The sequence below is a fragment of the Streptomyces griseoviridis genome (assembly GCF_005222485.1).
Classification (GTDB): Bacteria; Actinomycetota; Actinomycetes; order Streptomycetales; family Streptomycetaceae; genus Streptomyces; species Streptomyces hintoniae.
On the sequence record NZ_CP029078.1, the window covers coordinates 3,164,514 to 3,191,066 of the forward strand.

Here is a 26,553-nt window from a genome sequence, read left to right on the forward strand (position 1 = left end):
CGCCGACCGGGGGACAGTGCCGCACCTGGAGGTACCCGCCGTGTCCCTGTCCGCCGCCCTGCCGACCGCCGGTCCGTCGCCGTCCCCCTCGGAGACGACGACGGGGTCGGTCCCCACGTTCCAGGACGCGCAGGAGAGCGCGACGAACGCGGCGAGCTGGGTCGAGCAGAACTGGTCGACCTGGCTGGCGATCGGGCTCCAGATCCTGCTGATCGTGGTGATCGCGGGGGTGCTGCGGGTGGCGGTCAGGCGGGCGATCACCAAGCTGATCGACCGGATGAACCGGACCGCGCAGGCCGTCGACGGGACGGCGCTCGGCGGGCTGCTGGTGAACGTGGAGCGGCGCAGGCAGCGCTCGCAGGCGATCGGTTCCGTGCTGCGGTCGGTGGCGTCGTTCCTGATCCTGGGCACGGCGGCGCTGATGATCCTGGGCACCTTCGAGATCAATCTGGCCCCGCTGCTCGCGTCGGCGGGGGTCGCGGGTGTCGCGATCGGTTTCGGCGCCCGCAACCTCGTCACGGACTTCCTCTCCGGTGTCTTCATGATCCTGGAGGACCAGTACGGCGTCGGCGACACGATCGACGCGGGGGTGGCGTCGGGCGAGGTGATCGAGGTCGGGCTGCGGGTGACGAAGCTGCGCGGCGACCACGGTGAGATCTGGTACGTCCGCAACGGCGAGGTCAAGCGGATCGGCAACCTCTCGCAGGGCTGGGCGACGGCCGGTGTCGACGTGACCGTGCGGGCCTCGGAGGACCTGGACCGGGTCCGCGCGACGCTGGACGAGGTCGCCGAGCAGATGACCAAGGCGGAGCCCTGGAACGAGCTGCTGTGGGGCCCGATCGAGGTGCTCGGCCTCGACAGCGTGCTGCTGGACTCGATGGTGGTGCGGGTCACCGCGAAGACCATGCCGGGCAAGGCCCTGACCGTGGAGCGTGAGCTGCGCTGGCGGATCAAGCGGGCGTTCGACGCGGCCGACATCCGGATCGTGGGCGGCGCGACGGCCGCCATCGAGGAGGACGAGGTGCCCGACCCGACGGCGTCGGTGGCGGCCCCTTCCGTGTACGCCAACGCCGCCTCCCCGCAGCACCAGGCCGCAAGCCCGCTCACCCAGACACCGCCGCCCGCCAAGTAGCCGCCCCGGCGCCCCGATCGACGGGCGCCGCCCTCTCCCGCGCGGGAGAGCGGGCCCGGCACGCACCGCCCCCGAGGTAACGAACCTGTTGCCTCGGGGGCGGTTTCTCTTGACGCCTCCTTCGCCTCGGGCTTACGTTCCCTTCCAGCCAATAGGAAACTTTCCTAACAGTGAACGACGGGACAGTGCCCGGCGGGTGGACCCCGCGCCCGGGTACCTGAGAAGCTGAGCAGTCGAAAGGCAGGTGTCGACCCCCATGGCAGGAACCGCCGGAACGCCGGGCACCCCGCGCGTCCTGCGCGCCATGAACGACCGGGCCGCACTGGACCTGCTGCTGGAGCACGGCCCGCTGTCCCGCACCCGGATCGGCAAGCTCACCGGCCTCTCCAAACCCACCGCCTCGCAGCTGCTCGCCCGTCTGGAGGCCGCAGGACTCGTCCTGCAGACCGGCACCACCGAGGGCAGACCCGGCCCCAACGCCCAGCTCTACGAGGTCGATCCGAGCGCCGCGTACGCGGCGGGCGTCGACGTCTCCCCCGAGCGGGTGCTGGCCGCCGTCGCCGACGTCACCGGCCGCACCGTCGGCCGCTTCGAACTGCCCACCCCCGGCCGCCGCCCCGACCGGCCGGTCGTCCAGCAGGTCACCGACGCGCTCGCCGGCGCCGTCAAGGCCGCCGGGCTCACCGGGGACGACGTGCACCGCCTGGTCATCGGCACCCCGGGCGCCTTCGACCCCACCACGGGCCGGCTGCGCTACGCCTCCCACCTGCCCGGCTGGCACGCCCCGAGCCTCCTCGACGAACTCGCCGCCGCGCTGCCGATGCCGGTGGAGTACGAGAACGACGTCAACCTCGTCGCGGTGGCCGAGCAGCGGCTCGGCGCGGCCCGCGGGCACGCCGATTTCGTGCTGCTGTGGAACGAGGGCGGCCTCGGCGCCGCCCTGGTCCTCGGCGGCCGGCTGCACCGGGGCTGGACCGGCGGCGCGGGCGAGGTCGGGTTCCTTCCGGTGCCGGGCGCCCCGCTGGTGCGCCAGGTCACCCGCGCCAACAGCGGCGGCTACCAGGAACTGGCCGGCTCCCAGGCGCTGCCCGCGCTCGCCCGCGAACTGGGCGTCGAGGACGTCCCGTCGGGCCCGTACGCGGAGGTCGCCGCCGCCCTGGTGGCGCGGGCCGCGGCGAGCGAGGGCGAGGGGCCGCTCCAGCGGCTCCTGGAGACGTACGCGACCCGCCTCGCCACCGGTCTGGCCTCGCTGGTCTCCGTCCTCGACCCCGAACTCGTCGTCCTCAGCGGCTCCGCGCTGACCGCGGGCGGCGAGAGGCTGCGCGCCCTGGTCCAGTCCGAGCTGGCGGAGCTGGCCGCCTCCCGCCCGCGTCTCGTCGTCGGTGACGTACCCGAACACCCCGTGCTGCGCGGCGCGTTGGAGAGCGCGCTCGCCACCACCCGCGACGAGGTCTTCGACACCTCCCGCTGACCCTCTCCGCACCTCCCGCCCCACCCACGTTCCGCAACACCCCGCACCTCGCGCATCCCTCGTTCTCTCTCACCTCATTCACCCCAGCCCGCCCTTGGGAGACCTCGCCATGCCCGGAATGTCACGAAAAGCGGCCGTCGCGCTCGCCGCGTCCGCCTCGCTCGCCCTCCTCGCCACCGCCTGCACCGGCCAGTCGGGTTCGGCCGGCGACGACGACGCGTCCCAGGAGACGACCCTCAACTTCTGGCACGCCTGGAGCGCGCCCGCCGAGGTGAAGGCCGTACGGAAACTGGTCGCCGGGTTCGAGAAGGCGCACCCGAACATCCATGTGAACGTCGTCGGCAACATGACCGACGACAAGATCAACCAGGCGCTGCGCAGCGGCGGCGGCCGGGCGCCCGACGTCATCTCGTCGTTCACCACCAACAACGTCGGCAAGTTCTGTTCGTCGGGCGCGCTGGTCGACCTCGACCCGTACTTCGAGAAGGCGGGCATCGACCCCGGGACGACGTTCCCGAAGGCGATGAACGAGTACACCCGGTTCGACGGCGACCGCTGCACGGTGCCGCTGCTCGGCGACGCATACGGCCTCTACTACAACAAGACGGCGTTCGAGAAGGCCGGCATCACCAGCCCGCCGAAGACCTGGTCCCAGTTCAAGAAGGACGCCCAGAAGCTGACGATCACCGACGGCGACAGCTACCGGCAACTCGGCTTCATGCCCGACTACCACGGCTGGGAGACGACCACCGAGCACTACCTCGCCCAGTTCTCACCGACCTACTTCGGCAAGGACGGCGCCTCCCGGCTCGCCACCGACCCCGCCTTCGAAGCCGGGTTCAGGATGCAGAAGGACCTCGTCGACGGGCTCGGCGGCTTCAAGAAACTGGAGACCTACCGCGCCAAGCTGGGCGACGAATGGGGCCCCAAGCACCCCTTCCACACCGGCCAGGTGGCCATGCAGCTGGACGGCGAGTGGCGGCTCGGCATGGCCCTCGAAGCCAAGCCCGGCTTCGAGATAGGCGTCGCCCCGCTGCCCGTCCCCGACGACCAGGCAGACCAGTACGGCAAGGGCTACATCACCGGCACCATCGCCGGCATCGCCGCCACCAGCCACAAGCGCAACGCGGCCTGGGAGCTGGTGAAGTACATGACCACCGACACCGACGCGGTCGTCGGCTTCTCCAACGACCTGCACAACGTGCCCTCCACGCTCGCGGCTCTGAAGTCCCCGAAGCTGACCTACGACCCGCGCTTCAAGACGTTCCTCGACATCGCCGCCGACCCGAACTCGACGACGTCGCCCGCCTCCGTCAACGGCGGTGTCTACCTGACCACGATCCAGCAGCTCGGCTACGACTACGAGAGCGGCAAGGTCACCGATCTGAAGGCGGCGCTGAAGAAGACCGCCGCGCAGATCGACACGGACATCGCGCAGGCGGAGTAGGCCGCGATGAGCACCCTCACCCTGGCGTCGAAGCGCCGCAGGTCGGCGCTGCGCACCCTCGCCTTCATGTCGCCGTGGCTGATCGGCTTCGCGGTGTTCTTCGCGTACCCGCTGCTGTCCACCGTCTACTTCTCGTTCATGCACTACGACGGCTTCAGGCCGCCGGCCTGGAGCGGCACCAAGAACTGGACGTACGTCTTCGCGCACTACCCCTACTTCTGGCCCGCGCTGCGCAACACCCTGTGGCTGGTCCTGGTGATGGTGACGCTGCGGGTGCTGTTCGGGCTCGGCGTCGGCCTGCTGATCACCCGGATCAGGACGGCGACCGGAGTCTTCCGCACCCTCTTCTACCTGCCCTACCTGGCCCCGCCGGTGGCCGCGACGATGGCGTTCGCCTTCCTCCTCAACCCCGGCACCGGACCCGTCAACTCGATCCTGGAGAAGGCCGGCCTGCCGGCCCCCGGCTGGTTCAACGACCCGACCTGGTCCAAGCCCGCCCTCACCCTGCTCGCCCTGTGGGGCATCGGCGACCTGATGGTCATCTTCATGGCGGCGCTGCTCGACGTGCCCACCGAGCAGTACGAGGCGGCCGAGCTGGACGGCGCCTCGGCCTGGCAGCGGTTCCGGTACGTCACGCTGCCCACCATCGCGCCGATCGTGATGTTCGCGGTGGTCACCGGCGTCATCCAGACGATGCAGTACTACACGCAGCCGCTCATCGCGGGGAAGGTCGCCTCCGGTGTCATCCAGGGCGCCGGCACCCAGTTCGAGCCCGGCTACCCGGACAAGTCCACGCTCACCCTCCCCCAACTCGTCTACAACCTCGGCTTCCAGCGCTTCGACTACGGCTCCGCGTGTGTCGTCGCCCTCGTCCTCTTCGCCCTGTCGATGGCGTTCACCGCGTTCCTGATGCGGCGCCGGGGCGGCCTCATCCAGGCAGGTGACTGACCATGGCCCGACTCCTCGGCACGGCCGCCGCACCGCGCGTCGCGTCCGGCTCCCCCGCCGAACGCGACGCCCGCCACCGGGCGTTGCTCGAATGGATCGCCGTGCACGCCCTCGGCGTCGCGGCGGCGCTGTTCTTCACCCTGCCGTTCGTGTTCGTGTTCCTGACCTCGCTGATGAGCGACACCCAGGCACTCAGCCGGGACCTGATCCCGCACACCTGGGAGTGGTCCAACTACCGCCGGGTGTTCGCCACCCCCGGCTTCCTCACCTGGTGGAGGAACACCCTGCTCTACGCGGGCCTCGGGACCGTCCTGACCGTCGGGTCGTCGATCCCGGTGGCGTACGCGCTCGCCAAGTTCCGCTTCCGGGGCCGCAACCTCTCCCTCATGCTGGTCATCTCGATGATGATGCTGCCGCCGCAGGTCGTCGTCATCCCGATGTATCTCTTCTGGGCGAAGCAGCTCGACCTGTCGGGCTCGCTGTGGCCGCTGATCATCCCGATGGCGTTCGGCGACGCGTTCTCCATCTTCCTGCTGCGCCAGTTCCTGATGACGATCCCGAACGAGTACCTGGACGCGGCCCGCGTCGACGGCTGCGGCGATCTGCGCACCCTCCTCAGAGTCGTGCTGCCGATGGCGAGACCCGGCATCGCGGCCGTCGCCCTCTTCCAGTTCTTCTACGCCTGGAACGACTACTTCGGCCCGCAGATCTACGCCTCCGAGAACCCGGGCGCGTGGACGCTGAGTTACGGCCTGGAATCGTTCAAGGGAGCGCACCACACCGACTGGAACCTCACCATGGCCGCCACCGTTCTGGTCATGGCCCCCGTGATCCTCGTGTTCTTCTTCGCCCAGAAGGCGTTCGTCGAAGGTGTCACGCTCACCGGAGTGAAGGGTTAACCACTCAATGAAACTGACCGTGGTCGGCGGAGGCTCGACCTACACCCCCGAACTCATCGACGGCTTCGCCCGGTTGCGGGACACCCTGCCCGTCGAGGAACTCGTGCTGGTCGACCCGGCCGCCGACCGCCTCGCACTGGTCGGCGGTCTCGCCCGGCGCATCTTCGCCCGGCAGGGCCACCCGGGGCGCGTCGTCACCACCTCCGACCTGGACGCGGGCGTCGAAGGCGCCGACGCCGTGCTGCTGCAACTGCGCGTCGGCGGCCAGGCAGCCCGCCAGCAGGACGAGACCTGGCCGCTGGAATGCGGCTGCGTCGGCCAGGAGACCACCGGCGCGGGCGGCCTCGCCAAGGCGCTGCGCACCGTCCCCGTCGTCCTCGACATCGCCGAACGGGTCCGCCGCGCCAACCCCGAGGCCTGGATCATCGACTTCACCAACCCGGTCGGCATCGTCACCCGCGCCCTGCTCCAGGCCGGCCACAAGGCGGTGGGTCTCTGCAACGTCGCGATCGGCTTCCAGCGGAAGTTCGCCGCGCTGCTCGACGTCACACCGGCCGACGTCCACCTCGACCACATCGGCCTCAACCACCTCACCTGGGAGACCGGGGTGCGCCTCGGCGGCCCCGAGGGCGAGAACGTGCTGCCCAGGCTGCTGGCCGAGCACGGCGACACGATCGCCGCCGACCTGCGGCTGGAGCGCCCGCTCCTCGACCGGCTCGGCGTGGTCCCGTCGTACTACCTGCGCTACTTCTACGACCACGACGCGGTCGTGGCGGAGCTGCGCACCAAGCCGTCCAGGGCCGCCGAGGTCGCCGCGATGGAGCGCCAACTGCTGGAGATGTACGGCGACCCCGCGCTCGACGAGAAGCCCGCGCTGCTCGCCAAACGCGGCGGCGCCTACTACTCGGAGGCCGCCGTCGACCTGGCCGCCGCGCTGCTCGGCGGGGGCGGCAGCCCCTACCAGGTGGTCAACACCCTCAACCGGGGCACCCTGCCGTTTTTGCCCGCCGACGCGGTCGTCGAGGTGCAGGCCGCGGTCGGGCCCAAGGGCCCCGTGCCGCTGCCGGTGGCGCCGGTCGACCCGCTGTACGCGGGCCTGACGGCCCAGGTCACCGCCTACGAGGACCTGGCCCTCGAAGCGGCCCTGCGCGGCGGCCGCGACCGGGTGTTCCGGGCGCTGCTCGCCCACCCGCTGATCGGCCAGTACCCGGCCGCCGAGGCCCTGACCGACCGACTGATCGCACACAACCGGGAGCACCTCGCGTGGGCCTGACCGCACCCGTCCTCGCCGTCGACGCCGGCAACAGCAAGACCGACGTCGCGGTCGTGGCGGCCGACGGCACCGTCCTCGCCACCGCCCGCGGCGGCGGGTTCCGCCCCCAGGCGGTGGGGGTGCGGGCCGCGGTGGACGCCGTCGCCGAGGCCGTGGACCGCGCCTTCGCCGCCGCCGGGGTGACCTCCGTCGACCAGGTCTCCGCGTGTCTCGCCAACGCCGACTTCCCGGTGGAGGAGGAGCGGCTCGCGGCCGCGATAGAGGCACGCGGCTGGGGCGGCGCCGTCCGGGTCCGCAACGACACCTTCGCCATCCTGCGGGCCGGGATCCCCGAGCCGCGCGGGGTCGCCGTGGTGTGCGGCGCGGGCATCAACTGCGTCGGCATGCGCCCGGACGGCCGCACCGCCCGCTTCCCCGCGATCGGCAGGATCTCCGGTGACTGGGGCGGCGGTTGGGGCCTCGCCGAGGAGGCCCTGTGGCACGCGGCCCGCGGCGAGGACGGCCGCGGCGAGGCGACGGAACTCTCCCGCGCCCTGCCCGCGCACTTCGGCCACCCCACCATGCTCGCCCTGATCGAGGCCCTGCACCTGGAGCACATCGCGCACGCCCGCCGCTACGAACTGACCCCGGTCCTGTTCGCGACGGCGGCGGCGGGCGACGGCGTCGCCCGCGCGCTCGTGGACCGGCTGGCGCACGAGGTGGTCGCCATGGCGACCGTCGCCCTGACCCGTCTCGACCTCCTCACCGAGGAGACCCCGGTGCTCCTCGGCGGCGGCGTCCTCGCGGCCCGCCACCCCCAACTCGACGACGGGGTGCGGGACCTGCTCGCGATCCGGGCGCCGAAGGCGGTACCGAGGGTGGTGCAGGCGAGCCCGGTCCTGGGCGCGGCCCTGCTCGGCCTCGACCTGGTGGAGGCGGACCGGGAGGCGCAGGAGAGACTGCGGGGCTTCTTCCCGGGCTGAACGACAAGGGCGTGCGGGCGTCGGCGGGCGGGGTGATCGGCCGGGGTGAACACGCGGACGCCCGCGCGGTCAAGGCGCGGGACCGGCTTCCCTTTCGTCCGGCGGGTGAGCAGGTCGTGGTGGGCGTCGGCGGCACGCGCCGCCGAACCTCCCGAGACCGCACGGCACGCGCGCGGGGGTCCACGGCCGGCCGTCCGGTGACGGCCGCGCTCGATCCGCTCGGACGCCGCCGGACCCCGCGCGTCCTGGGGAGCCGAGCCGGACACCGACCGGCTTCCGCGCGCCGCGACGCCGTCGCGAGGGCCTGTCCTCCAGCGTGCTCGGCACCCGCCTCGACGAGTTGACCGGCGCACGCCTGCTCACCCTGCGCGCCGACGGCCACCACCTCACGCCCCTCGGCCAGGAACGCGTCGAGGCGCCGAGCCCGCTGGACGCCTGGAGCCGCGGACGGGCGGCGGAGACGGACACCACCAGCGCCGACGGCCGACGTCGCGCACCCCGCCAGGAACCAACCGGATTCTCCCGGCGTATACATGGGCAGGGGTGACGCGGGACCACGATCCCGGCAAGATCCAGCCGGGGCCGGTGCGGATGTCGGTCCCGGCAGCGATACTTGCGGCGACGGAGGACCACGGGGGAGGTCGAAAGTGACACAGACGCCGAGAAGCAGCGGCGCGCCGCCGGTCACGGGCGCGCCGCCGGTGCCGGCCGTCCCGCCGCAGCAGGGCCGTCCCGCGCCCGCCGTGCCGATCGAACCGCCCGCCCCGCCGCGCCGCACGGCGTTCGCCGAGGGCGCCGACCGGCTGCGCGCGGCGGCCACCACCGAGCCGGGCAGGCTGCGTGCCATCGGCGCCCTGCTGGCCGCGCTGGTGGTGGCCTTCGGCGCCGTCACCGCCTGGCAGTTGACGGACCGGGCGGCCGCCGCCGACGACGTCCTCACCAGCAGCCAGCCGCTCAGCTCCGACGCGGCCGACATCTACCGCAGCCTCGCGGACGCCAACACGGCCGCCACCGGCGGCTATCTGGCCGGCCTCCAGGAGAAGCCGGCGACACGGGAGCGCTACGAGGCCGACATACGCACGGCCGCGTCGAAGCTGGTCACGGCCGCCGCCAACTCCGACCCCGGCTCCGAGTCCGCGAAGATCATCGCGCGGTTGAACGACCTGCTGCCGGTGTACAAGGGCCTGGTCGAGACGGCCCGCGCCAACAACCGGCAGGGCTACCCGGTCGGCGGCGCCTATCTGCGCACCGCCGACGACACCATGCAGCGGCAGATGCTGCCGGCGGCCGAGCGGCTCTACCAGAACGAGAACGGACGGCTGCGCGCCGACTACGCGGACGCCAAGTCGTTCCCGTGGCTCGCCGCCCTCCTCGGCCTGGCCGCGCTCGCCGCGCTCGGCTGGGCCCAGCGCCGCATGTACCTGCGCACCAACCGGGTCCTCAACCGCGGCCTGGTCACCGCGTCGGCGGCGACCGCGGTGGTGCTGCTGTGGCTGGTCGTCGGGCACACCGTCGCCCGCGCGGGCCTCACCAGCTCCTACGACCACGGGGTGCGCTCCCTCGACGTCCTGCACGACGCCCGGATCGCGTCCCTGACGGCCCGCAGCGACGAGAACCTGGTGCTGGTCAGCAGGGGCGCCGAGACGAAGACGGTCGACGGCAAGGTCGTCGACGCCTTCGACGCGGGCTACGACAAGGAGATCGACCGGCTGGCCGCCGCGCTGGCGAAGGCCAAGCAGCTCGCCGACGACGACGCGGGCCGCAAGCCCGTCGCCGACGCCGACACCGCGGTGAAGCAGTGGCGGCAACGGCACGCGCTGGCCCGCGCGGACAACGACTCGGGCAACTACCAGGCGGCGCGGGACCGGGTCATCGGCGCCTCGAAGGACCCGACGAGCGTCTGCTTCGACAGCGTCGACGCCGCCCTGAAGACGGCGCTCGCGCACGAGCAGGACGAGTTCAAGCGGGCCGCGCGCGACGGCCGGGGCGCGCTCACCGGTCTCCCGGCGGGCGCCGCGCTCCTCGCGGTGCTCGGCGCGGCGGGCGCGGTGGGCGGCATCGGACGCAGGCTCTCGGAGTACCGGTGAACGACGTGGAAGGGGGCGTGCCGATGAACGCACGGCGGCTGCGGGCCAGGCTCCGCTCCAGCCTGCGCGGATGGGGCGGGGTGGGCGCGATGGCGGCCCTGTGCGCCCTGGCGGTGGTCTGCGCGCTGCTGCTGCCCCTGACCCAGCCCCCAGGCCCCGACGACGCCGCGGCGTCCACGCTCACCCGCGGCCTCCAGACGCGCGCCGAGACCTGCGAGAACCCGCAGGACCAGAGCCTCGACCCGGCCGGCGGGAGCGGGAGTACGCCGACGCTCGACGCCATCAAGGCCCGCAAGGACCGGCGGCTGATCGTGGGCGTCGACCAGAACAGCTACCGCTGGGGCTACCTCGACCCGAACAACGAGAGCGGCGCCCTGGAGGGCTTCGACATCGACCTGGTGCACCGGATAGCGCAGGATCTGCTCGGCGACCCGGACGCGGTCCAGTTCAAGGCCATCCCGACCAGCCGCCGTATCGACGCGGTGCGCGGCGGCGAGGTCGACATGGTCGTGCGGACCATGACCATCTCCTGCTCGCGCCTCGCCGAGGTCGCCTTCTCCGCGCCCTACTTCAGGACCGGGCAGCAGGTCCTCGCCCCCAAGAACTCGTCGGTCACCGGGTACGACACGTCGCTCGCGGGCAAGCGGGTCTGCTCGGCGGACGGCTCCACCGCGCACGACGCGCTGGCCGCCGACCGCACCTCCGGCAGGCTGCCCGCCTCGACCGACATCCGCACGACCGTCCCCAACCAGCTCGACTGCCTGGTGAAGCTCCAGCTCGGCCAGGTCGACGCGGTGGTCACCGACGGCGCGCTCGCCGCGAGCCAGGCCGCCCAGGACCCCACGGTGGAGCTGAAGGGCGGCCTGTTCACCGACGAGTACTACGGCGTGGCGATGAAGCGCGGCGCCGACGACCTGGTGCGCGAGGTCAACGGCACCCTCCGGGACTACCTCAAGGACCCCGACGGCTGGCGGGCGTCCTACACCAGATGGCTGCACCCGACGATGGACCAGGGCGGCCGGAAGTCGGCGTCGGCGACCCCGCCCGCCGCCCACTACCAGTGACCGGCCACCGGGCCCGGTGGCCGGACGGCCGGGGAAGAGACCGGACGGACAGCGCAGGACCGACAGCAGCGAGAGGTGATCGATGGGCGTCACGGACCCCGCCGGGCCGGTGATGGACCGGGACGAGGTGGACCGTGCGCTGGCGCGGCTCGGCGCGGAGCACGAGGCGATCGAGACGTCCCTGCTCGCCCTCCAGGACCACGCGGGCCGCAGACTCCTCGAAGGCGCCGAGCTGACCGGTCTCACCAAGGACCGCTGGGCGGGCACGGACACGGCGATCACCCTGCTGTGGGCGTACTTCGACGCGTACAGCGGCGCGCTGCGCTCGGCCCGCGCGATCAGGGGCCGCCGCCGCTGGTCGAGCCGCGAGGACCTGGTGGAGCTGACGGAGCTGCTGCGCGGCGAGTCGGTCACCGTCCCGGGTTCCACCACCGGCTCCCCCGCGCTGCTCAGCGAGCGGTTCTCGCTGGAGTCGCTGGTCGACCGGATGAACGACCTGTACGCGGCGGGCCTCGACCTGGTGGTCGCGGCGGACGCCGTCTGGTCGGCGCTGCCCGCCCGGATCGACCTGCTCGCCGCCGAGCTGCGGCGCACCCGCGCCCTCGCCCACTCGGTGGGCGTCCGCCCCGGCGAACACCCGGCCGGCGACGACCTGGAGCGCATCACCCGCACCCTGACGTCGCTGCGCGAGCGGGTGGTGTCCGATCCGCTGGCGTACTGGGCGCCGGCGTCCGGGAGTTCGGCGCCCGGCGGCGGCCGACCCGACACCACCGTGTACGACCGTGAGGCGCGCGCCCTGGAGGACGTGCGGCGGGAGATCGACGCGGTGCTCACCGTGCGGCAGGACGCCGAACATCGGCTGGCGCGGGTGCGGGACGTGCTGAGCCGGGCCGACCGCACGCTCGCCGAGGCGCGGACGGCGCGCGGTGAGGTCCTCGCGAAGATAGCGGCCACCGAGGTGCCGGTGGTCGGCGGTCCGCCGACCGCGCTCCAGGAGCAGTTGGCGACGGCGTCCGAGTACCGCAGGCACGCCCAGTGGCACCGCCTCTCGCCGCTCCTGGAGTCCCTGGAGCGGCAGGCGGAGGACGAACTGCTGCGGGCCCGCGAGTCGTTGACGGCGGTGACGGCGCCGCTCGCGGTCCGCGCCGAGCTGCGCGGCAGGCTCGACGCGTACCGGGCGAAGGTGACCAGGCACGGGCTGGCCGAGGACCCGTTCCTGATCGAGCGGTACGACGCGGCCCGGCGGATGCTGTGGAGCGCGCCCTGCGATCTGCGGGTGGCGGAGCAGGCGGTGCTGCGCTATCAGCGGGCGGCGGCCGAACTGCTCGGCGGCCCGGCGGCACCCGGCCGGGACGGCGCGGGCAACGGTGGGGAGGAGTCCCGATGAGTCAGGCACAGCAGCCCTGTCAGCGACCCGACTGCGAGGGCGCCTACGAGGACGTCGGCGGCGGCGAACTGTACTGCGACACCTGCGGGTTGGCGCCGGTGGTGTCCTCGACGGGCATGGTCGGCTCACCGGCCACCGGGATGACGGTGGGCGCCAGGGGCTCGGCGAGCGCGGCGAGCGCGCGGAGCGGTTCAGGCGCGTCGTCACGGACGTCGCAGTCGTCGAGGTCGCGGCGCTCGGTGTCGGGCCGTCTCTCCCGCTCCCTGTCCGGCCGGTCCACCAACCGTTCGGTGTCGGTGCGCAGTTCGGGCTCGGGGACGAGCACGGGTTCGCGGGGCAGGCTGGGCGCGGGTCTGGTCCAGGTGCCCGACGTGCCGCGTCCCGACCCGCGGGCGATGGTCCTCGCCGACCCGGAGGTCCCTGAGCGCAAGCGGTTCTGCTCGCGCTCCGACTGCGGTGCCCCGGTGGGGCGTTCGCGCGGCGGCAACGCCGGGCGCACGGAGGGGTTCTGCACCAAGTGCGGCCACCCGTACTCCTTCGTGCCGAAGCTGGCCGCCGGGGACGTGGTGCACGGCCAGTACGAGGTGGCGGGCTGCCTGGCGCACGGCGGCCTCGGCTGGGTGTATCTCGCGGTCGACCGGGCGGTGTCGGACCGCTGGGTGGTCCTCAAGGGGCTGCTGGACACCGGTGACCAGGACGCGATGGAGGCGGCGATCTCCGAGCGGCGCTTCCTCGCCGAGATCGAGCACGCCAACATCGTGCGGATCTACAACTTCGTCGAGCACCTCGACCAGCGCACCGGCTCCCTCGACGGCTACATCGTCATGGAGTACGTGGGCGGCAAGTCGCTGAAGGAGATCGCCAACTCCCGCCGCACGGAGGCGGGCAGGCGGGATCCGCTGCCGGTGGAGCAGGCGTGCGCGTACGGCATCGAGGCGCTGGAGGCGCTCGGCCATCTGCACAGCCGCAACCTGCTGTACTGCGATTTCAAGGTCGACAACGCGATACAGACCGAGGACCAGCTGAAGCTGATCGACATGGGCGCGGTGCGCCGCATGGACGACGACGTGTCGGCGATCTACGGCACGGTCGGCTACCAGGCGCCCGAGGTCGCCGAGGTCGGCCCGTCGGTCGCCTCCGACCTGTACACGGTGGCGCGCACGCTGGCCGTCCTGACCTTCGACTTCCAGGGCTACACCAACGTCTTCGCGGACTCGCTGCCCGACCCGGAGCACATCGAGGTGTTCCGGCGCTACGAGTCGTTCTACCGGCTCCTGGTGCGGGCCACCGACCCCGATCCGGCGCGCCGGTTCGCCTCCGCGCAGGAGATGGCCGAGCAGTTGACGGGCGTGCTGCGGGAGGTCGTCTCGCTCCAGTCGGGGCGGGCGAGGCCGGCCCTCTCGACGCTGTTCGGGCCCGAGGTGCGGGTCACGGACACGGAGTTGTTCCCGAAGCTGGAGGGTGACGTGTCGCGGCTCGGGGCCCGCGCCGTGCGCGCCGCCCGGACGCGCCGTCGGGCGCCGGCGCCGCCCGCGCTGCCCCCGGTGCCGCCGGCCGTGCCGCCCGCCGTCCCGGCCCCCGACACCACCGCCTCCGGCTCCGGCTCCGGCATCGTGAAGGCCGTCGACGCCTCCGCCGCGGGGCTCGCCCTGCCGGTGCCGCGGGTCGACCCGGGCGACCCCAACGCCGGTTTCCTGGCCGGGCTGATGACGACCGCACCCGCCGAACTCCTCGGCGCGCTCGCGGCGGCCCCGGCGTCCTCCGTGGAGACACGGCTGCGGCAGATCCGCGCCTGGCTGGAGAACGGCGACCTCGCGGCCGCCGTCAACGCGCTGCGGGCCCTCGAGAACGAACGGCCCGACGACTGGCGGGTGGTCTGGTACCGGGGGGTGGCCGCGCTGGTCACCGGCGACCAGGAGGGCGCCGCGCTCGCCTTCGACGCGATCTACGACGCCTTCCCCGGCGAGACGGCGCCGAAGCTGGCGCTCGGCCTGTGCGCCGAGCTGCTCGGCCAGTTGGACAACGCGGCCGAGTACTACCGGCTGGTCTGGTCGACGGACCCCAGCTATGTGAGCGCCGCCTTCGGCCTGGCCCGCGTCCAGTTGGCGAGCGGCGGCCGGGCGGCGGCCGTCCTGACCCTGGAGTCCGTCCCCGAGTCGTCGATCCACTGCACGGCCGCCCGGGTGGCCGCGGTGCGGGCCCGGCTGCGGGGGCGTCAACGGACCGCCGCCACCGACGACGTACCCTTCCTTGACGACCTGAGCGCCTCGGCGGGGCAGGTCGAGGCGCTCGACGCGTACGGTCTCGACCCGGCCCGCCGGGAGCAGTTGTCGGCCGAGGTGCTCGGGTGCGCGCTGGACTGGATACTCTCCGGTGGCCAGGGCTCAGGCCCGGCGGCACAGCGGGTGCTGCTCGGCAGCGCGCTGGACGAGCGGGGACTCCGCTTCGGTCTTGAGCGTTCGTACCGCACGCTGGCCCGGTTGGCGCGGGGCGGCGAGGAGAGGATCGACCTGGTGGAACGTGCCAATCGTTACCGCCCCCGGACGTGGGTGTAGTTGATGTCGCAGATGCCCCAGCTGTCCGCGTGCCCGAGCTGCGAGTGGCCGCTCGAATCGGGCGACCGCTTCTGCGGTGCGTGCGGATACGACCTGTCGGCGGTCCCCGCCCGTCCTGACGACCATCCGACGGTCGCCCTGAACGGCGTGGTCCCGCCACCCCCCGAGGAACCGCCACGGCCCGCCGCCGCGGTCCCCGCGCCCGGCACCGGGGTGCGGTTCGACCGCGCGCCCGCGCCCGACGACTACCCGTTGCAGGCGCCCGAGCCGCCGCCCGCCGAGGGCGCCGAACTCCCCGCCGCCGCCGACCAGAAGGTCTGTGTGGCCTGCCGGGCCGGCCGGGTCGACCAGGACGGCTACTGCGAGAACTGCGGGCACGCCCAGCCGCGCGAGCGCGACCACATGGAGCAGGAGGCGGGCCAGGTCGCCGCCGTCAGCGACCGGGGTCTGCGCCACCACCGCAACGAGGACGCGTTCGCCATCGCGGCCTGCGCGCTGCCCGACGGCTCCCCGGTCTCCGTCGCGATCGTCTGCGACGGCGTCTCCTCGGCGACCCGCCCCGACGACGCGTCCCTGGCCGCCTCCCGCGCCGCGAGCCGGTCGCTGCTCGCCGCGCTGCCCCTCGGTACCCATCCGCAGCAGGCGATGCACGAGGCCATCGTCGCCGCCTCGCACGCGGTCGACGCGCTGGCCGCCGAGCCCGCCACCGCCCGCGAGCAGGCCCCGCACCAGAACGCGCCGGCCTGCACGCTGGTCGGCGCGATCGTCACCGGCGGGCTGCTGACCGTCGGCTGGGTCGGTGACAGTCGCGTCTACTGGGTGCCGGTGGACCGCTCGTCGCCGCCCGCCCGGCTCACCGAGGACGACTCGTGGGCCGCGCAGATGGTCGCGGCGGGCCTGATGAACGAGGCCGAGGCGTACGCCGACGAACGCGCCCACGCGATCACCGGCTGGCTCGGCGCCGACGCCTACGAACTGGAGCCGCACACCGCGTCGTTCAAGCCGGACCGGCCCGGCGTGGTGGTGGTGTGCACGGACGGGCTGTGGAACTACGCGGAGGGCGCCGAGGAGATGGCCGAGGCCGTCCCCGCGGACGCGGCCCTGCGGCCGCTGCACAGCGCCCGGGTGCTGGTGGGTCACGCCCTGGACGGCGGGGGCCACGACAACGTAACAGTGGCCGTCGTGCCGTTCCCCGCCGTGGCGCAGGGGGCAGGATCGGCCTGAAGGGCCGCGCACGGGGAAGCAGCCGCGGGACGGTGGGGACCGGCCCGCGGCCCAGGGACGCCCTGTCCGATCAGGGCCTCACGAGGGGGAAGTGAGCAGGCATGGCCAATTTCTCGAAGGCGCACGTGCCGCAGTTCTCGGTCGACGTGTACCAGAACGAGTACCTGCCGGAGGGCGGGCGCGAGGTCAGCGCGATCGTGACGGTCACCGCCACCGGCGGCGGCACGACCGGCACGGCGCCGCACCTCCACCCGGCGGGAGCGCCGGGAGCGGGTCCGTCGGCGGCGGTGGCGCTGATGGTGGACTGCTCCGGCTCGATGGACTACCCGCCGGCCAAGATGCGCAACGCCCGGGACGCGACGGCCGCCGCCGTCGACGCCCTGCGCGACGGTGTGCACTTCGCGGTGATCGGCGGCACGCACGTCGCCAAGGAGGTCTACCCGGGCGGCGGGCGGCTCGCGGTCGCCGACGCGACCACCCGGGAGCAGGCCAAGTTCGCGCTGCGCAAGCTGTCCGCGGGCGGCGGCACGGCCATCGGCACCTGGCTGCGGCTGGCCGACCGGCTGCTGTCGTCGGCCGACGTGGCGATCCGGCACGGCATCCTGCTGACCGACGGCCGCAACGAGCACGAGGCGCCCGAGGATCTGAAGGCGGCCCTCGAAAGCTGCGCGGGCCGGTTCACCTGCGACGCCCGCGGGGTCGGCACCGACTGGGAAGTGAAAGAAGTCACAGCCGTCGCGTCGGCGCTGCTCGGCACCGCGGACATCGTCGCCGATCCGGCCGGTCTCGCCGCCGACTTCACCGGGATGATGGAGAAGACGATGGGCAAGGAGGTCGCCGACGTCGCGCTCCGGGTGTGGACGCCGGTCGGCACCGCCATCAAGTTCGTCAAGCAAGTCGCGCCGACGGTGACGGAGTTGACCGACCGGCGGACCGAGGCGGGGCCGCGCGCGGGCGACTACCCCACCGGTTCCTGGGGGGACGAGTCCCGTGACTACCACGTCTGCGTGGAGGTCCCGGCCGCCCATCTGGGCCAGGAGATGCTCGCCGCGCGGGTGTCCCTGGTGATCCCGCAACCCGACGGCTCCGCGCGGAACTTGGGCGCGCAGGGTCTGGTGCGGGCGGTGTGGACGGACGACATGGCCGCCTCGACGTCGATCAATCCGCAGGTCGCCCACTACACGGGACAGGCCGAACTGGCACAGGTCATCCAACAGGGCCTGGATCTGCGCAAAGCGGGTGATTTCGACGGAGCAACGGCCAAACTGGGCCGGGCCGTTCAGCTGGCGGGCGCTTCCGGGAACGCGGATACTGCGAAACTGCTTTCGAAGGTGGTGGACGTGGTCGACGCCGCGACCGGTACTGTGCGACTGAAGGCGAAGGTCGCGGAGGCCGACGAGATGACTCTCGAGACCCGGTCCACCAAGACCGTCCGCGTGAAGAAGTGACCGAGCCGCCCAGACAGGCTTGACAGAGAGGGGGAAGCGCCGACATGCCGACCTGCCCGAACGGACACCAGTCGGGTTCCGACGACTGGTGCGAGGTCTGCGGTCACCGCATGGCCGGTGCCGTACCCCCGCCGCCTCCGCCGCCCCCGCCCGGTGGCGGCTACGGCTTCCCGCCGCCGCAGAGCGGGCGCCACCAGTCCTCGGGTCCCGGACAGGACCCGGAGCTGTGCCCGCAGTGCCGCACGCCCCGCGAGGGCGGCGCCCCGTTCTGCGAGGAGTGCCGGTGGAACTTCCTGACGAACACGGCGACCTCGTACACCCCGGCCGCGCCGCGCCCGCAGGCGCCCGGCCAGGGCGCCCCGCGCTTCCAGCAGCCGCCGGGACCCACGTACGGCGGCGCTGACCCGTACGAGTACCAGGGCTCGCGCCCCTCGCAGGTGAACCGGCCGGCCGAGCCGATCCCGTCGTTCGGCGGCGACCCCTCGCGCCCCGACCCGTCGGGACCGCCGGACTTCGGCGGCCGGCCGGGACCGCCCGCCTTCGGCACCCAGCCGGGCCGCCCCGACCAGCAGAGCCCGCCGCCCTTCGGCACCCAGCCGGGCCGCCCGCCGTTCGGCGCCGACCAGGACCAGCAGAGCCGCCCGCCCTTCGGGAACGAACCCGACCAGCAGGGCCGCCCCCGCTTCGGCGAGGGCTCCGACCAGCAGGGCTCCCCGAACTTCGGCAGCGGCCCCGGCGGGCCCGACCCGTCGGGACCGCCGCCGTTCGGCAACGCGCCGGGCCGTCCCGACCAGCAGGGCCGGCCGAACTTCGGCGGCGGCCCGTCCGGCTACGGCCCCGACCCGTCGCGGCCCGTGCCGCCCCCGCCAGGGCCGACGCCGCCCGCGGGGCCCGGCGGTCCGCAGGGGTTCCAGCAGCAGGCGGGACCGCCCGCCCCGCCCGCGTTCCCGCAGCGGGAGACCGGCCGCCCGCACCAGGGCGGCCAGGGCTTCGGCGGCGGTGAGGACGACTGGGTGATCTCCCCGCCCGCCCACGGCCCCGGCGGACCGGGCGGCGCACCCGCCCAGGGCGGCCAGGGCGGCTACGGCTACCCGGGTCCCGGCGCCCACCAGTCCCCGCAGGGCCCCGGCTACCCGCAGGCACCCCAGGCGCCGCGCGGCCCGGTCACCTGGACGGCGACCATCGGCCCCGACCGCGAGTACTTCATGGCGATGATGCAGCGCTCGGGCCCCGAGGCCACCGGGCTCAACCTGCCCGCGTACTCGCCCGAGCAGCAGCGCACGCTCAGCGGCAACCAGGTCACCATCGGCCGCCGCAGGCACTCCACGGGCGACACCCCGGACATCGACCTCGCGGTGCCGCCCGAGGACCCGGGCGTCTCCCACCAGCACGCGGTGCTGGTGCAGCAGGCGGACGGCAACTGGGCGGTCGTCGACCAGAACTCGACGAACGGCACCACCGTCAACGGCGGCGAGGAGCCGATCCAGCCGTTCGTGCCGGTCCCGCTCCAGGACGGCGACCGGGTGCACGTCGGCGCCTGGACGACGATCACGGTCCGACGCGGCTGAGGCACGGACCGGCCGGAGACACCGGCCGGACGGGCGGGTCACTCCCGCAGGGGCCAGCGGTACCGGCCCCGCGGCCGGTCGAGCCACGCCCACTGCCGGTCGCCCTCGACGCTCACGCCGTACCGTTCCCGCACCGGGCGGCCCTCGCGCTCCCACAGGGCGTGGGCCGCGCGCGGGTCGAGGGTGGCGGCGGTGAGGGCGAACAGGAAGCGCAGCCGTTCGTCGTCGGCGGCCGGGCGCGGCACCCCGTCCGGCGGATGCGGCCCGGCCGGCCGGTGGCCCGCTCCGCGCAGCGGCACGAAGTAGGCGGGCGTGTGCAGGAACCGCCCCTCGGCATGGTCCGCGTCCCGCACGGTCAGCGTGAGCAGCCCGGTGGCGACCGGCGCGAGGACGCGGGCCCCTGGCACGCACTGGGCGAGCCAGGCGTGCGGCACCGAGGTCAGGGCGCAGGTGGCGATGATCCGGTCGAAGGGGGCGCGTTCCCGGACGCCCCGCGCGCCGTCCCCGGTGACGACGGCCGGGCGGTACCCCGCGGCGGCCAGGTGCCGGCGGGCGCTCTCGGTGATCTCCGGTTCCAGGTCGACGGTGGTGACGAGCGCGTCGTCGCCGAGCCGGTGGGCGAGCAGGGCCGCGTTGTAGCCGGTGCCCGCGCCGACCTCGAGGACCCGGTCGCCGTCGCGCACCCGCAGCTCGGCGAGCATCGCCGCCATCAGGGACGGCTGGCTGCTGGAGGAGACCAGGTCGCCGTCGCGCAGCCGGGTCGCCAGCGGGACGTCCTCGTACACCCCGCGCAGCCAGCGGGCGCGGGCGAGCGGGTCGGGGTCGGCGCCCCAGCGCCGCTCATGGCCTCCGGCGACGGGAACGTAGTAGTACGGCACGAAGAGGTGGCGCGGGACGGCTCCGAACGCCTCCCGCCACACCGGGTCGCCGGCCCAGACGCCGGTGGCGTCGATCTCCCGCACCAGCGCGTCCCGCGCCGCCTCGGCGGCGGCCGCGGCCGGTTCCGTGCCGGGATCAGGGACGCCCATGGTTCCACTGTGCGGCCCCCGCGCCCCGGGTGCGAGCGCCCGAACAGGAGTCCTAGGCCGGGGGTCCTGGTCCGTGCCGTCTGAGACCATGGGGGTGTGAACGAGATTCGGCGCGGGACGCTTCAGCAGCAGACCTTCTACGAGCAGGTCGGCGGGGAGGAGACGTTCCGCCGGCTCGTCCACCGGTTCTACGAGGGGGTGGCCGACGACCCGGTGCTGCGGCCGATGTACCCGGAGGAGGACCTGGGCCCCGCCGAGGAGCGCCTGGTGCTGTTCCTGATGCAGTACTGGGGCGGCCCGACCACGTACAGCGACAACCGGGGCCACCCCCGGCTGCGGATGCGGCACGCGCCCTTCACCGTGAACCGCGAGGCGCACGACGCCTGGCTGAGGCACATGCGGGACGCCGTGGACGAGCTGGGCCTGTCCGAGGAGCACGAGCAGACGCTGTGGAAGTACCTGACGTACGCGGCGGCGTCGATGGTGAACGCCCCGGACTGACCGGGGACGGGCGGCGCCCGTCTCTCCGGATCGGTGGCCGCTCGGCGGTCCTCAGCGGACGCTGACGTCCAGCGCCCCGAGTCCCGCGCGGCGGACGGCGATCGAGCCGTAGGGGGTGCGCAGCCGCAGCCAGGCGCCGGTGGCGACCAGCACCACCGGGACCCCGGGCCGCAGGAAGCCGAGCGACTGCGCCGCGTGCACGGCCCGCACCGGAAGGCGGGTGCGGCCGACCGTGCGGGACCAGATCTCCCGCCCGATCCGGTCGAGTTCGGCGCGGGTGCGCCCTTCCGGCGCCAACTCCTGGGTGCGGGAGCGGAATTCGGTGACCCCGGCGCGGACCAGCGCGCGCAGCGCGTCCGGTGCGGGCAGCCCGTTCTCGGCCCGCCAGCCGCCGCGCGGCGGCAGCACCCCGGCCCACGGCGGCCCGGTCACGGCCGTCGGGACGCCCGCCGTGGCCGCCGACTCCTCGACGGACTCCAGGAGTTCACCGGCGGAGACGGTCACGTCGAGGGTGGCGTCGAGGCCGTTCTCGTACGGCTTGGCGAGGCGGACGGCGCGGACCGCGAGCACCTCGAAGGACGGCGGTCTGCCGAAGACGGCGAGCGCGGTGCCGACCGCCTGGAGGCGCACCGCGGCCCCGCGGTCGTAGTGGATCAGCCGGGAGAGGAAGGCCGCGAGGTCCGCCGCCTCCCCCTCGTCGGCGAGGTGGAGGGCCGTCATGCGGCGACGGCCTCCTCCTTGTCGTCCCGGTACTCCGCCAGGAACTCCCGTTCCTCAGCGGTGATCCGCCGCGGGCGCTGGGTCTGGAAGTCGAACGGCACGATGACCGTCGCGGCCTTCACATAGACCTGGTCGCCGTCCTTCACCTCGTAGCGGATGGTGAAGGACGCCGCCCTGATCTCGGTGACCCACAGCTCGATGTCCACGGGCGCGTGCCGGTGGACGAGCTGCCGCTTGTAGTCGATCTCATGGCGTGCCACCACCGACCCCTGCTGGAAGTCCTTCTCGGGACGGAACAGGAAGTCGATACGGGCTTCCTCCAGGTAGCGGAGGAAGACCACGTTGTTGACGTGGCCGTACGCGTCCATGTCCGCCCAGCGCAGTGGGCAGCGGTAGATGTGCCGCAAGATCGATCAGCCCCGGGTCAGCTTCTTGTAGGTCGCCCGGTGCGGACGCGCCGCGTCCGGGCCGAGCCGCTCGACCTTGTTCTTCTCGTACGACTCGAAGTTGCCCTCGAACCAGAACCACTTGGACTCGCCCTCGTAGGCGAGGATGTGGGTGGCGACCCGGTCGAGGAACCACCGGTCGTGGGAGACGACCACGGCGCAGCCGGGGAACTCCAGGAGCGCGTTCTCCAGGCTGGAGAGGGTCTCGACGTCGAGGTCGTTGGTGGGCTCGTCGAGGAGCAGCAGGTTGCCGCCCTGCTTGAGGGTGAGCGCGAGGTTGAGGCGGTTGCGCTCACCACCGGAGAGCACACCGGCCGGCTTCTGCTGGTCGGGACCCTTGAAGCCGAACGCGGACACGTACGCGCGGGAGGGCATCTCGACCTGGCCGACGTTGATGTAGTCCAGCTCGTCGGAGACGACGGCCCACAGCGTCTTCTTGGGGTCGATGTTCTCGCGGCTCTGGTCGACGTAGGAGATCTTGACGGTCTCGCCGACCTTGATCGAACCGGAGTCCGGCTCCTCCAGGCCCTGGATCATCTTGAACAGGGTGGTCTTGCCGGCGCCGTTGGGGCCGATGATGCCGACGATGCCGTTGCGCGGGAGCGTGAACGACAGGTCGTCGATGAGGACCTTCTCACCGAAGGCCTTGCCGAGGTTGTTGACCTCGACGACGACGCTGCCCAGCCGCGGACCCGGCGGGATCTGGATCTCCTCGAAGTCCAGCTTCCGCATCTTGTCGGCCTCGGCCGCCATCTCCTCGTACCGCGCGAGGCGGGCCTTGGACTTGGCCTGGCGCCCCTTGGCGTTGGAGCGGACCCACTCCAGCTCCTCCTTGAGGCGCTTCTGCCGCTTGGCGTCCTTCGCGCCCTCGACCTTGAGGCGGGTGGCCTTGGTCTCCAGGTACTTGGAGTAGTTGCCCTCGTAGCCGTGCAGACGGCCGCGGTCGACCTCGCAGATCCAGCCCGCGACGTTGTCCAGGAAGTACCGGTCGTGGGTGACGGCCACCACGGTGCCCTCGTACTTGGCGAGGTGCTGCTCCAGCCAGTTCACCGACTCGGCGTCGAGGTGGTTGGTGGGCTCGTCGAGGAGCAGCAGGTCGGGGGCTTCGAGGAGCAGCTTGCAGAGCGCCACCCGGCGCTTCTCGCCACCGGAGAGCTTGGCGACGGACCAGTCGCCGGGCGGGCAGCCCAGCGCGTCCATGGCCTGCTCGAGCTGCGCGTCGAGGTCCCAGGCGTTGGCGTGGTCGAGGTCCTCCTGGAGCTTGCCCATCTCGTCGAGCAGCGCGTCGGAGTAGTCGGTCGCCATCAGCTCGGCGATCTCGTTGAACCGGTCGAGCTTGCCCTTGACGCCGGAGACACCCTCCTGGACGTTCTCCAGGACCGTCTTCTCCTCGTTGAGCGGGGGCTCCTGGAGGAGGATGCCGACGGTGTAGCCGGGCGACAGGAAGGCGTCGCCGTTGGACGGCTGCTCAAGACCGGCCATGATCTTCAGAACCGTCGACTTACCGGCACCGTTCGGACCGACGACACCGATCTTGGCGCCTGGAAGGAAGCTCAGGGTGACGTCGTCGAGAATCACCTTGTCGCCGTGCGCCTTGCGCGCCTTGCGCATGGTGTAAATGAACTCAGCCAAGAGAAACCGTCCGGCAGCTTGAAATCAGGCAAGGGCAGATACACCCCATCTTGCCGTACGTCCACCCTTGGGTGGTAACCCGTGCGGGCTAGCTTGCCTGAGCTGGGGCCTGTCCGGGCCGGACGAGGGGCCGGCGGTCAGGGGCGCGTCGCTCGCCTGACCAGCAGCGTCGCGGCCACCGCCACCGCCCCGACCAGGCCCGCGACACCCACGGCGCCCGCCGCGCCCCTCGTGCGCGTCCCGCCCGGCACCCTCGCCGTGCCCGCCGCCGCGGCCGATCGGAGCGCGTGGGAGGAGCGCCAGGACAGGACCGAGCGGTGGGACTGGGCCGAGAGCAGGGAGCCGTTGCTCTGCCAGGAGCCCGCGGACAGGGACGACAGGGCCGAGCCGATCGAACCGACGGACAGTGCGCTGCCGATCGAACCGGCCGAGAGCGCGCTGCCGATCGAACCGACCGACAGGACCGAACCGACCGAGCCGATGGACAGCACCGAGCCCACCGAGCCGATCGACAGGACCGAGTCCCGCGACCAGAGGGACAGGGCGGACCCCGTGCCGGGGCCTGGCGTCGGGGTCGTGGGCTTCGCCGGCTTCGTCATGAGGCCATTGTGCCCAGCCCGACGGAGCGCGTCCCAGCCGAACCCATCGCCCGACCCGCGCCGGCCCGCCCCGACCCGACCCGCGCGGACCGGCTCCGACCGGTCTCAACCGGTCCTGTCGGCCCCGACCGTCCCCTAGGGTCCCGCCGGGCGCCGCCGGGTGCCATCGGACGCCGTCGGGTGCCGCCGGGCAGGACCGACCGGGCACCATCGGGCGCCGTCGGTCAGCCTTCCCGGGCCGCTTCCTCGCGCTTGCGCATCACGACCAGGGCCGCTCCGCCGATCACGACGAAGGCGATGGCGACGCCCGCGATCAGCGGGGTCGGGGAGGTGCTGCCGGTCGCCGCGAGGTTGGTGTGCTCGGCGACCCCGCCCACCGTGGCGGGGCTGGGCTCGCTGAGGGTCTGGACGGCCGCGCCGCCCTCCTCGCTGCTCTGCGTCCTGCAGTCGAGCACCCCGGTGAACCGCTTCGCGAGCCCGCCGGGCCCGGTGATGGTGAAGTCGTACGCCTGGTCCTCCCGCAACGGGACCGTCACCGTGCGCGACTCCCCCGCCGGGATGCTGTAGTCGGTGCCCATCAACGAGAACGCGAAGGCCTCGTCGCCCTGGTTGGCCGCGGTGATGTCGAGGCTGCCCTTGACGCAGTTCAGCTCGGAGGACAGGGCCGGTACGGCGCCCTGCCCGCCCCAGGTCGCGCTCGCCGTCGCGGAGACCGTCGACTCGCTCGACCCGGCCAGGATCTGCGTCTGGCTGCGGCTGTCGGAGACCAGCGCCCGGCCGACCGGCACGGTGGTCGACGCCTGGACGGTCAGGTCGGCCGAGCCGTCCGCCGCGTCCGCCGGGACGTCGAAGAAGACCTTGCTGCCGTCGGTGGCGTCGGTGATCTCCTCGCCGTCCTTGCCGACGATCCGGACACCGCTGGTCACCGCGTCGGCGGGCGGGGTGAGCGTCACCCCGCCGGCGTTGGTGCGCACGGTGACCGGGCCGAGCAGCTCACCCGGGTGACCGGAGACCGCGGGCGGGTCGAGCGTCAGGGAAGCAGTCGGTTCGGCGAGAGCGGCCGCGTTCCTCTCCAGGTAGTCCGCGAGCTTCTCGGCGCGCGGCTCGACCGCGTCGACGTCGGCGGCGTCGGCGCTCTCCGAGTAGCGCCAGATGGCCACCTGGGTGCCGGCCGCCGCGTCCTGCTCGGTCAGGCCGCCCTTGACGCCCGCTCTGGCGGCGAGCGCGGCGAGGTCGTTGACCTGCGGGTAGGAGTTCTGCAGGATCCAACGGATCTTGCCTGCCTGCTTGTTGGCGGCCAGCGAGGTGCCGCTCCAGGCCGTCTCGTGGTAGCGGGCGTCACGCTGGGTGGGGTTGTGCAGGTCGATGCAGTACGTCTGGAGGGTGCCGCCGCCGTCGACGGACATCTCGAACAGGCCCGCCGAGACCTGCTGGTCACCCGACTCGTCGTGGATCACGGCGGCGCCGTACGTCTTGAGCCCGCCTATCGTGGCGGTCACCCCGCCCTGGCCCGCTGCCGTCTGGTCCGCCACCGCCGTACCGGCTCCGGCCAGCGCCCCGGCGGTGAGGAGTCCTGAGGCCAGGGTCAGGGCGGCGAGCCGGGCGGCGGCCCGCCTGCGCGCGGACGGCAGAGAGAACACAGAAAGCACCAAATTCCCCTTCGAGCAGGACCCTTTGACGTGGGGGTGTGGTCCCACCAGCAGAATCAGAAGCCCCGAGAGCTATGCCCGGCATCCTAGGTAGGCGCTTGCACCGCCCTTCCCGGTCATACGGTCGGACAACGGATCCGACTTTCAATCGTTATCGCCACGACCCTTGGTGAGCAGGGCTTATCGACAAATCCACCGAATGGCTCGGAGTGGATCGGCCGATAAGCCGCACTCAGGTCAGCTCGGGGCACGACATGACATCACGTCACGTCACCGCGAGCGGTTCGGACTCAGGTTGGCCGGCGAGGGCGGAGGAACCCGCCGACCCGGACGGTTCCGCGGAGCCGGAGGAGTCCGCTGGCTCGCCGGAACCCGCGATACCGGCGGAATGCGCGGGCCCCGAACGGCCTGTGGCTCCCGCGCGGCCTGTGGCACCTGAGCGCCCTGCGGCACCCGCGCGGCCTGTGACGCCTGAGCGCCCTGTGGCACCCGAGCGACCATTGGTGTCCGTAC

22 protein-coding genes are annotated in these 26,553 nt (G+C 73.0%); 16 read left to right on the forward strand and 6 right to left on the reverse strand.

The genetic code is table 11. From position 1 onward, the window contains the following. The first annotated feature begins 40 nt into the window (after positions 1 to 40). The 15 genes from DDJ31_RS13100 to DDJ31_RS13170 all read left to right on the forward strand — a co-directional run bounded on the left by DDJ31_RS13100 (position 41) and on the right by DDJ31_RS13170 (position 19,465). The gene (locus DDJ31_RS13100) at positions 41 to 1,132 is read left to right on the forward strand and encodes a mechanosensitive ion channel family protein (protein WP_164784977.1); all 1,092 of its coding nucleotides are present in this window, start codon (positions 41 to 43) and stop codon (positions 1,130 to 1,132) included. 256 nt (positions 1,133 to 1,388) lie between these two features. Then, complete coding sequence (locus DDJ31_RS13105; RefSeq protein WP_127180089.1) at positions 1,389 to 2,603, forward strand: ROK family transcriptional regulator; 1,215 nt, start codon at positions 1,389 to 1,391, stop codon at positions 2,601 to 2,603. Between the two features lie 109 nt (positions 2,604 to 2,712). Continuing rightward, positions 2,713 to 4,050, forward strand: coding sequence for an ABC transporter substrate-binding protein (locus DDJ31_RS13110; protein ID WP_127180088.1), 1,338 nt, complete (start codon positions 2,713 to 2,715; stop codon positions 4,048 to 4,050). Positions 4,051 to 4,056: 6 nt separating this feature from the next. After that, positions 4,057 to 4,998: a carbohydrate ABC transporter permease gene (locus tag DDJ31_RS13115; protein ID WP_127180087.1), complete on the forward strand. Its 942-nt coding sequence runs from the start codon at positions 4,057 to 4,059 to the stop codon at positions 4,996 to 4,998. Positions 4,999 to 5,000: 2 nt separating this feature from the next. Then, positions 5,001 to 5,897 carry a carbohydrate ABC transporter permease gene (locus DDJ31_RS13120; protein ID WP_127180086.1) on the forward strand — a complete coding sequence of 299 codons (897 nt, stop codon included), beginning with the start codon at positions 5,001 to 5,003 and terminating at the stop codon, positions 5,895 to 5,897. A gap of 7 nt (positions 5,898 to 5,904) precedes the next feature. Further along, entirely contained in the window at positions 5,905 to 7,170 is a 1,266-nt protein-coding gene (locus DDJ31_RS13125) for a 6-phospho-beta-glucosidase (protein ID WP_127180085.1), read from the forward strand. Continuing rightward, positions 7,161 to 8,132, forward strand: a complete 972-nt coding sequence (locus tag DDJ31_RS13130; protein WP_127180084.1) for an N-acetylglucosamine kinase — start codon at positions 7,161 to 7,163, stop codon at positions 8,130 to 8,132. Before DDJ31_RS13125 ends, DDJ31_RS13130 begins: the two co-directional genes overlap by 10 nt. 316 nt (positions 8,133 to 8,448) lie before the next feature. Continuing rightward, positions 8,449 to 8,679 carry a hypothetical protein gene (locus DDJ31_RS39095; protein ID WP_240678228.1) on the forward strand — a complete coding sequence of 77 codons (231 nt, stop codon included), beginning with the start codon at positions 8,449 to 8,451 and terminating at the stop codon, positions 8,677 to 8,679. A 100-nt stretch (positions 8,680 to 8,779) separates the two neighbouring features. Beyond that, entirely contained in the window at positions 8,780 to 10,219 is a 1,440-nt protein-coding gene (locus DDJ31_RS13140) for a hypothetical protein (protein WP_127180083.1), read from the forward strand. 23 nt (positions 10,220 to 10,242) lie between these two features. Beyond that, positions 10,243 to 11,283 carry a glutamate ABC transporter substrate-binding protein gene (locus DDJ31_RS13145; protein WP_127180082.1) on the forward strand — a complete coding sequence of 347 codons (1,041 nt, stop codon included), beginning with the start codon at positions 10,243 to 10,245 and terminating at the stop codon, positions 11,281 to 11,283. A gap of 82 nt (positions 11,284 to 11,365) precedes the next feature. Continuing rightward, positions 11,366 to 12,670: a hypothetical protein gene (locus DDJ31_RS13150; RefSeq protein ID WP_127180081.1), complete on the forward strand. Its 1,305-nt coding sequence runs from the start codon at positions 11,366 to 11,368 to the stop codon at positions 12,668 to 12,670. Then, the gene (locus tag DDJ31_RS13155; protein WP_127180080.1) at positions 12,667 to 15,225 is read left to right on the forward strand and encodes a serine/threonine-protein kinase; all 2,559 of its coding nucleotides are present in this window, start codon (positions 12,667 to 12,669) and stop codon (positions 15,223 to 15,225) included. The genes DDJ31_RS13150 and DDJ31_RS13155 overlap by 4 nt, the downstream gene beginning before the upstream one ends. Then, the gene (locus tag DDJ31_RS13160; RefSeq protein ID WP_164784976.1) at positions 15,226 to 16,449 is read left to right on the forward strand and encodes a PP2C family serine/threonine-protein phosphatase; all 1,224 of its coding nucleotides are present in this window, start codon (positions 15,226 to 15,228) and stop codon (positions 16,447 to 16,449) included. It begins immediately after the preceding gene. A gap of 101 nt (positions 16,450 to 16,550) precedes the next feature. Continuing rightward, on the forward strand, positions 16,551 to 17,897 hold the full coding sequence (locus DDJ31_RS13165; protein ID WP_127180078.1) for a vWA domain-containing protein: 1,347 nt from the start codon (positions 16,551 to 16,553) through the stop codon (positions 17,895 to 17,897). Between the two features lie 44 nt (positions 17,898 to 17,941). Beyond that, positions 17,942 to 19,465 carry an FHA domain-containing protein gene (locus DDJ31_RS13170; RefSeq protein ID WP_127180077.1) on the forward strand — a complete coding sequence of 508 codons (1,524 nt, stop codon included), beginning with the start codon at positions 17,942 to 17,944 and terminating at the stop codon, positions 19,463 to 19,465. 38 nt (positions 19,466 to 19,503) lie between these two features. On the opposite strand, the gene DDJ31_RS13175 is transcribed toward DDJ31_RS13170, so the two are convergent. Then, positions 19,504 to 20,493: a methyltransferase domain-containing protein gene (locus tag DDJ31_RS13175; protein ID WP_127180076.1), complete on the reverse strand. Its 990-nt coding sequence runs from the start codon at positions 20,491 to 20,493 to the stop codon at positions 19,504 to 19,506. A 96-nt stretch (positions 20,494 to 20,589) separates the two neighbouring features. Between DDJ31_RS13175 and DDJ31_RS13180 the strand changes: the two genes are divergently transcribed. Then, positions 20,590 to 20,994 carry a globin gene (locus DDJ31_RS13180; RefSeq protein ID WP_127180075.1) on the forward strand — a complete coding sequence of 135 codons (405 nt, stop codon included), beginning with the start codon at positions 20,590 to 20,592 and terminating at the stop codon, positions 20,992 to 20,994. 51 nt (positions 20,995 to 21,045) lie between these two features. Here DDJ31_RS13180 and DDJ31_RS13185 read toward each other — a convergent pair whose 3' ends face one another. From DDJ31_RS13185 to DDJ31_RS13205, 5 genes are all read right to left on the reverse strand, one after another. Further along, a complete protein-coding gene (locus tag DDJ31_RS13185; RefSeq protein ID WP_127180074.1) occupies positions 21,046 to 21,714 on the reverse strand; it encodes a hypothetical protein in 669 nt (222 codons plus the stop codon). Further along, complete coding sequence (locus DDJ31_RS13190; protein WP_093823836.1) at positions 21,711 to 22,121, reverse strand: acyl-CoA thioesterase; 411 nt, start codon at positions 22,119 to 22,121, stop codon at positions 21,711 to 21,713. The genes DDJ31_RS13185 and DDJ31_RS13190 overlap by 4 nt, the downstream gene beginning before the upstream one ends. A gap of 6 nt (positions 22,122 to 22,127) precedes the next feature. Then, positions 22,128 to 23,792 (reverse strand): energy-dependent translational throttle protein EttA, encoded by a 1,665-nt coding sequence (gene ettA, locus DDJ31_RS13195; protein ID WP_127180073.1) that lies wholly within the window; start codon positions 23,790 to 23,792, stop codon positions 22,128 to 22,130. A 137-nt stretch (positions 23,793 to 23,929) separates the two neighbouring features. Then, complete coding sequence (locus tag DDJ31_RS13200) at positions 23,930 to 24,391, reverse strand: hypothetical protein (protein ID WP_127180072.1); 462 nt, start codon at positions 24,389 to 24,391, stop codon at positions 23,930 to 23,932. Between the two features lie 224 nt (positions 24,392 to 24,615). Beyond that, positions 24,616 to 26,040, reverse strand: coding sequence for a Cys-Gln thioester bond-forming surface protein (locus tag DDJ31_RS13205; RefSeq protein ID WP_127180071.1), 1,425 nt, complete (start codon positions 26,038 to 26,040; stop codon positions 24,616 to 24,618). Positions 26,041 to 26,553: the final 513 nt, after the last annotated feature.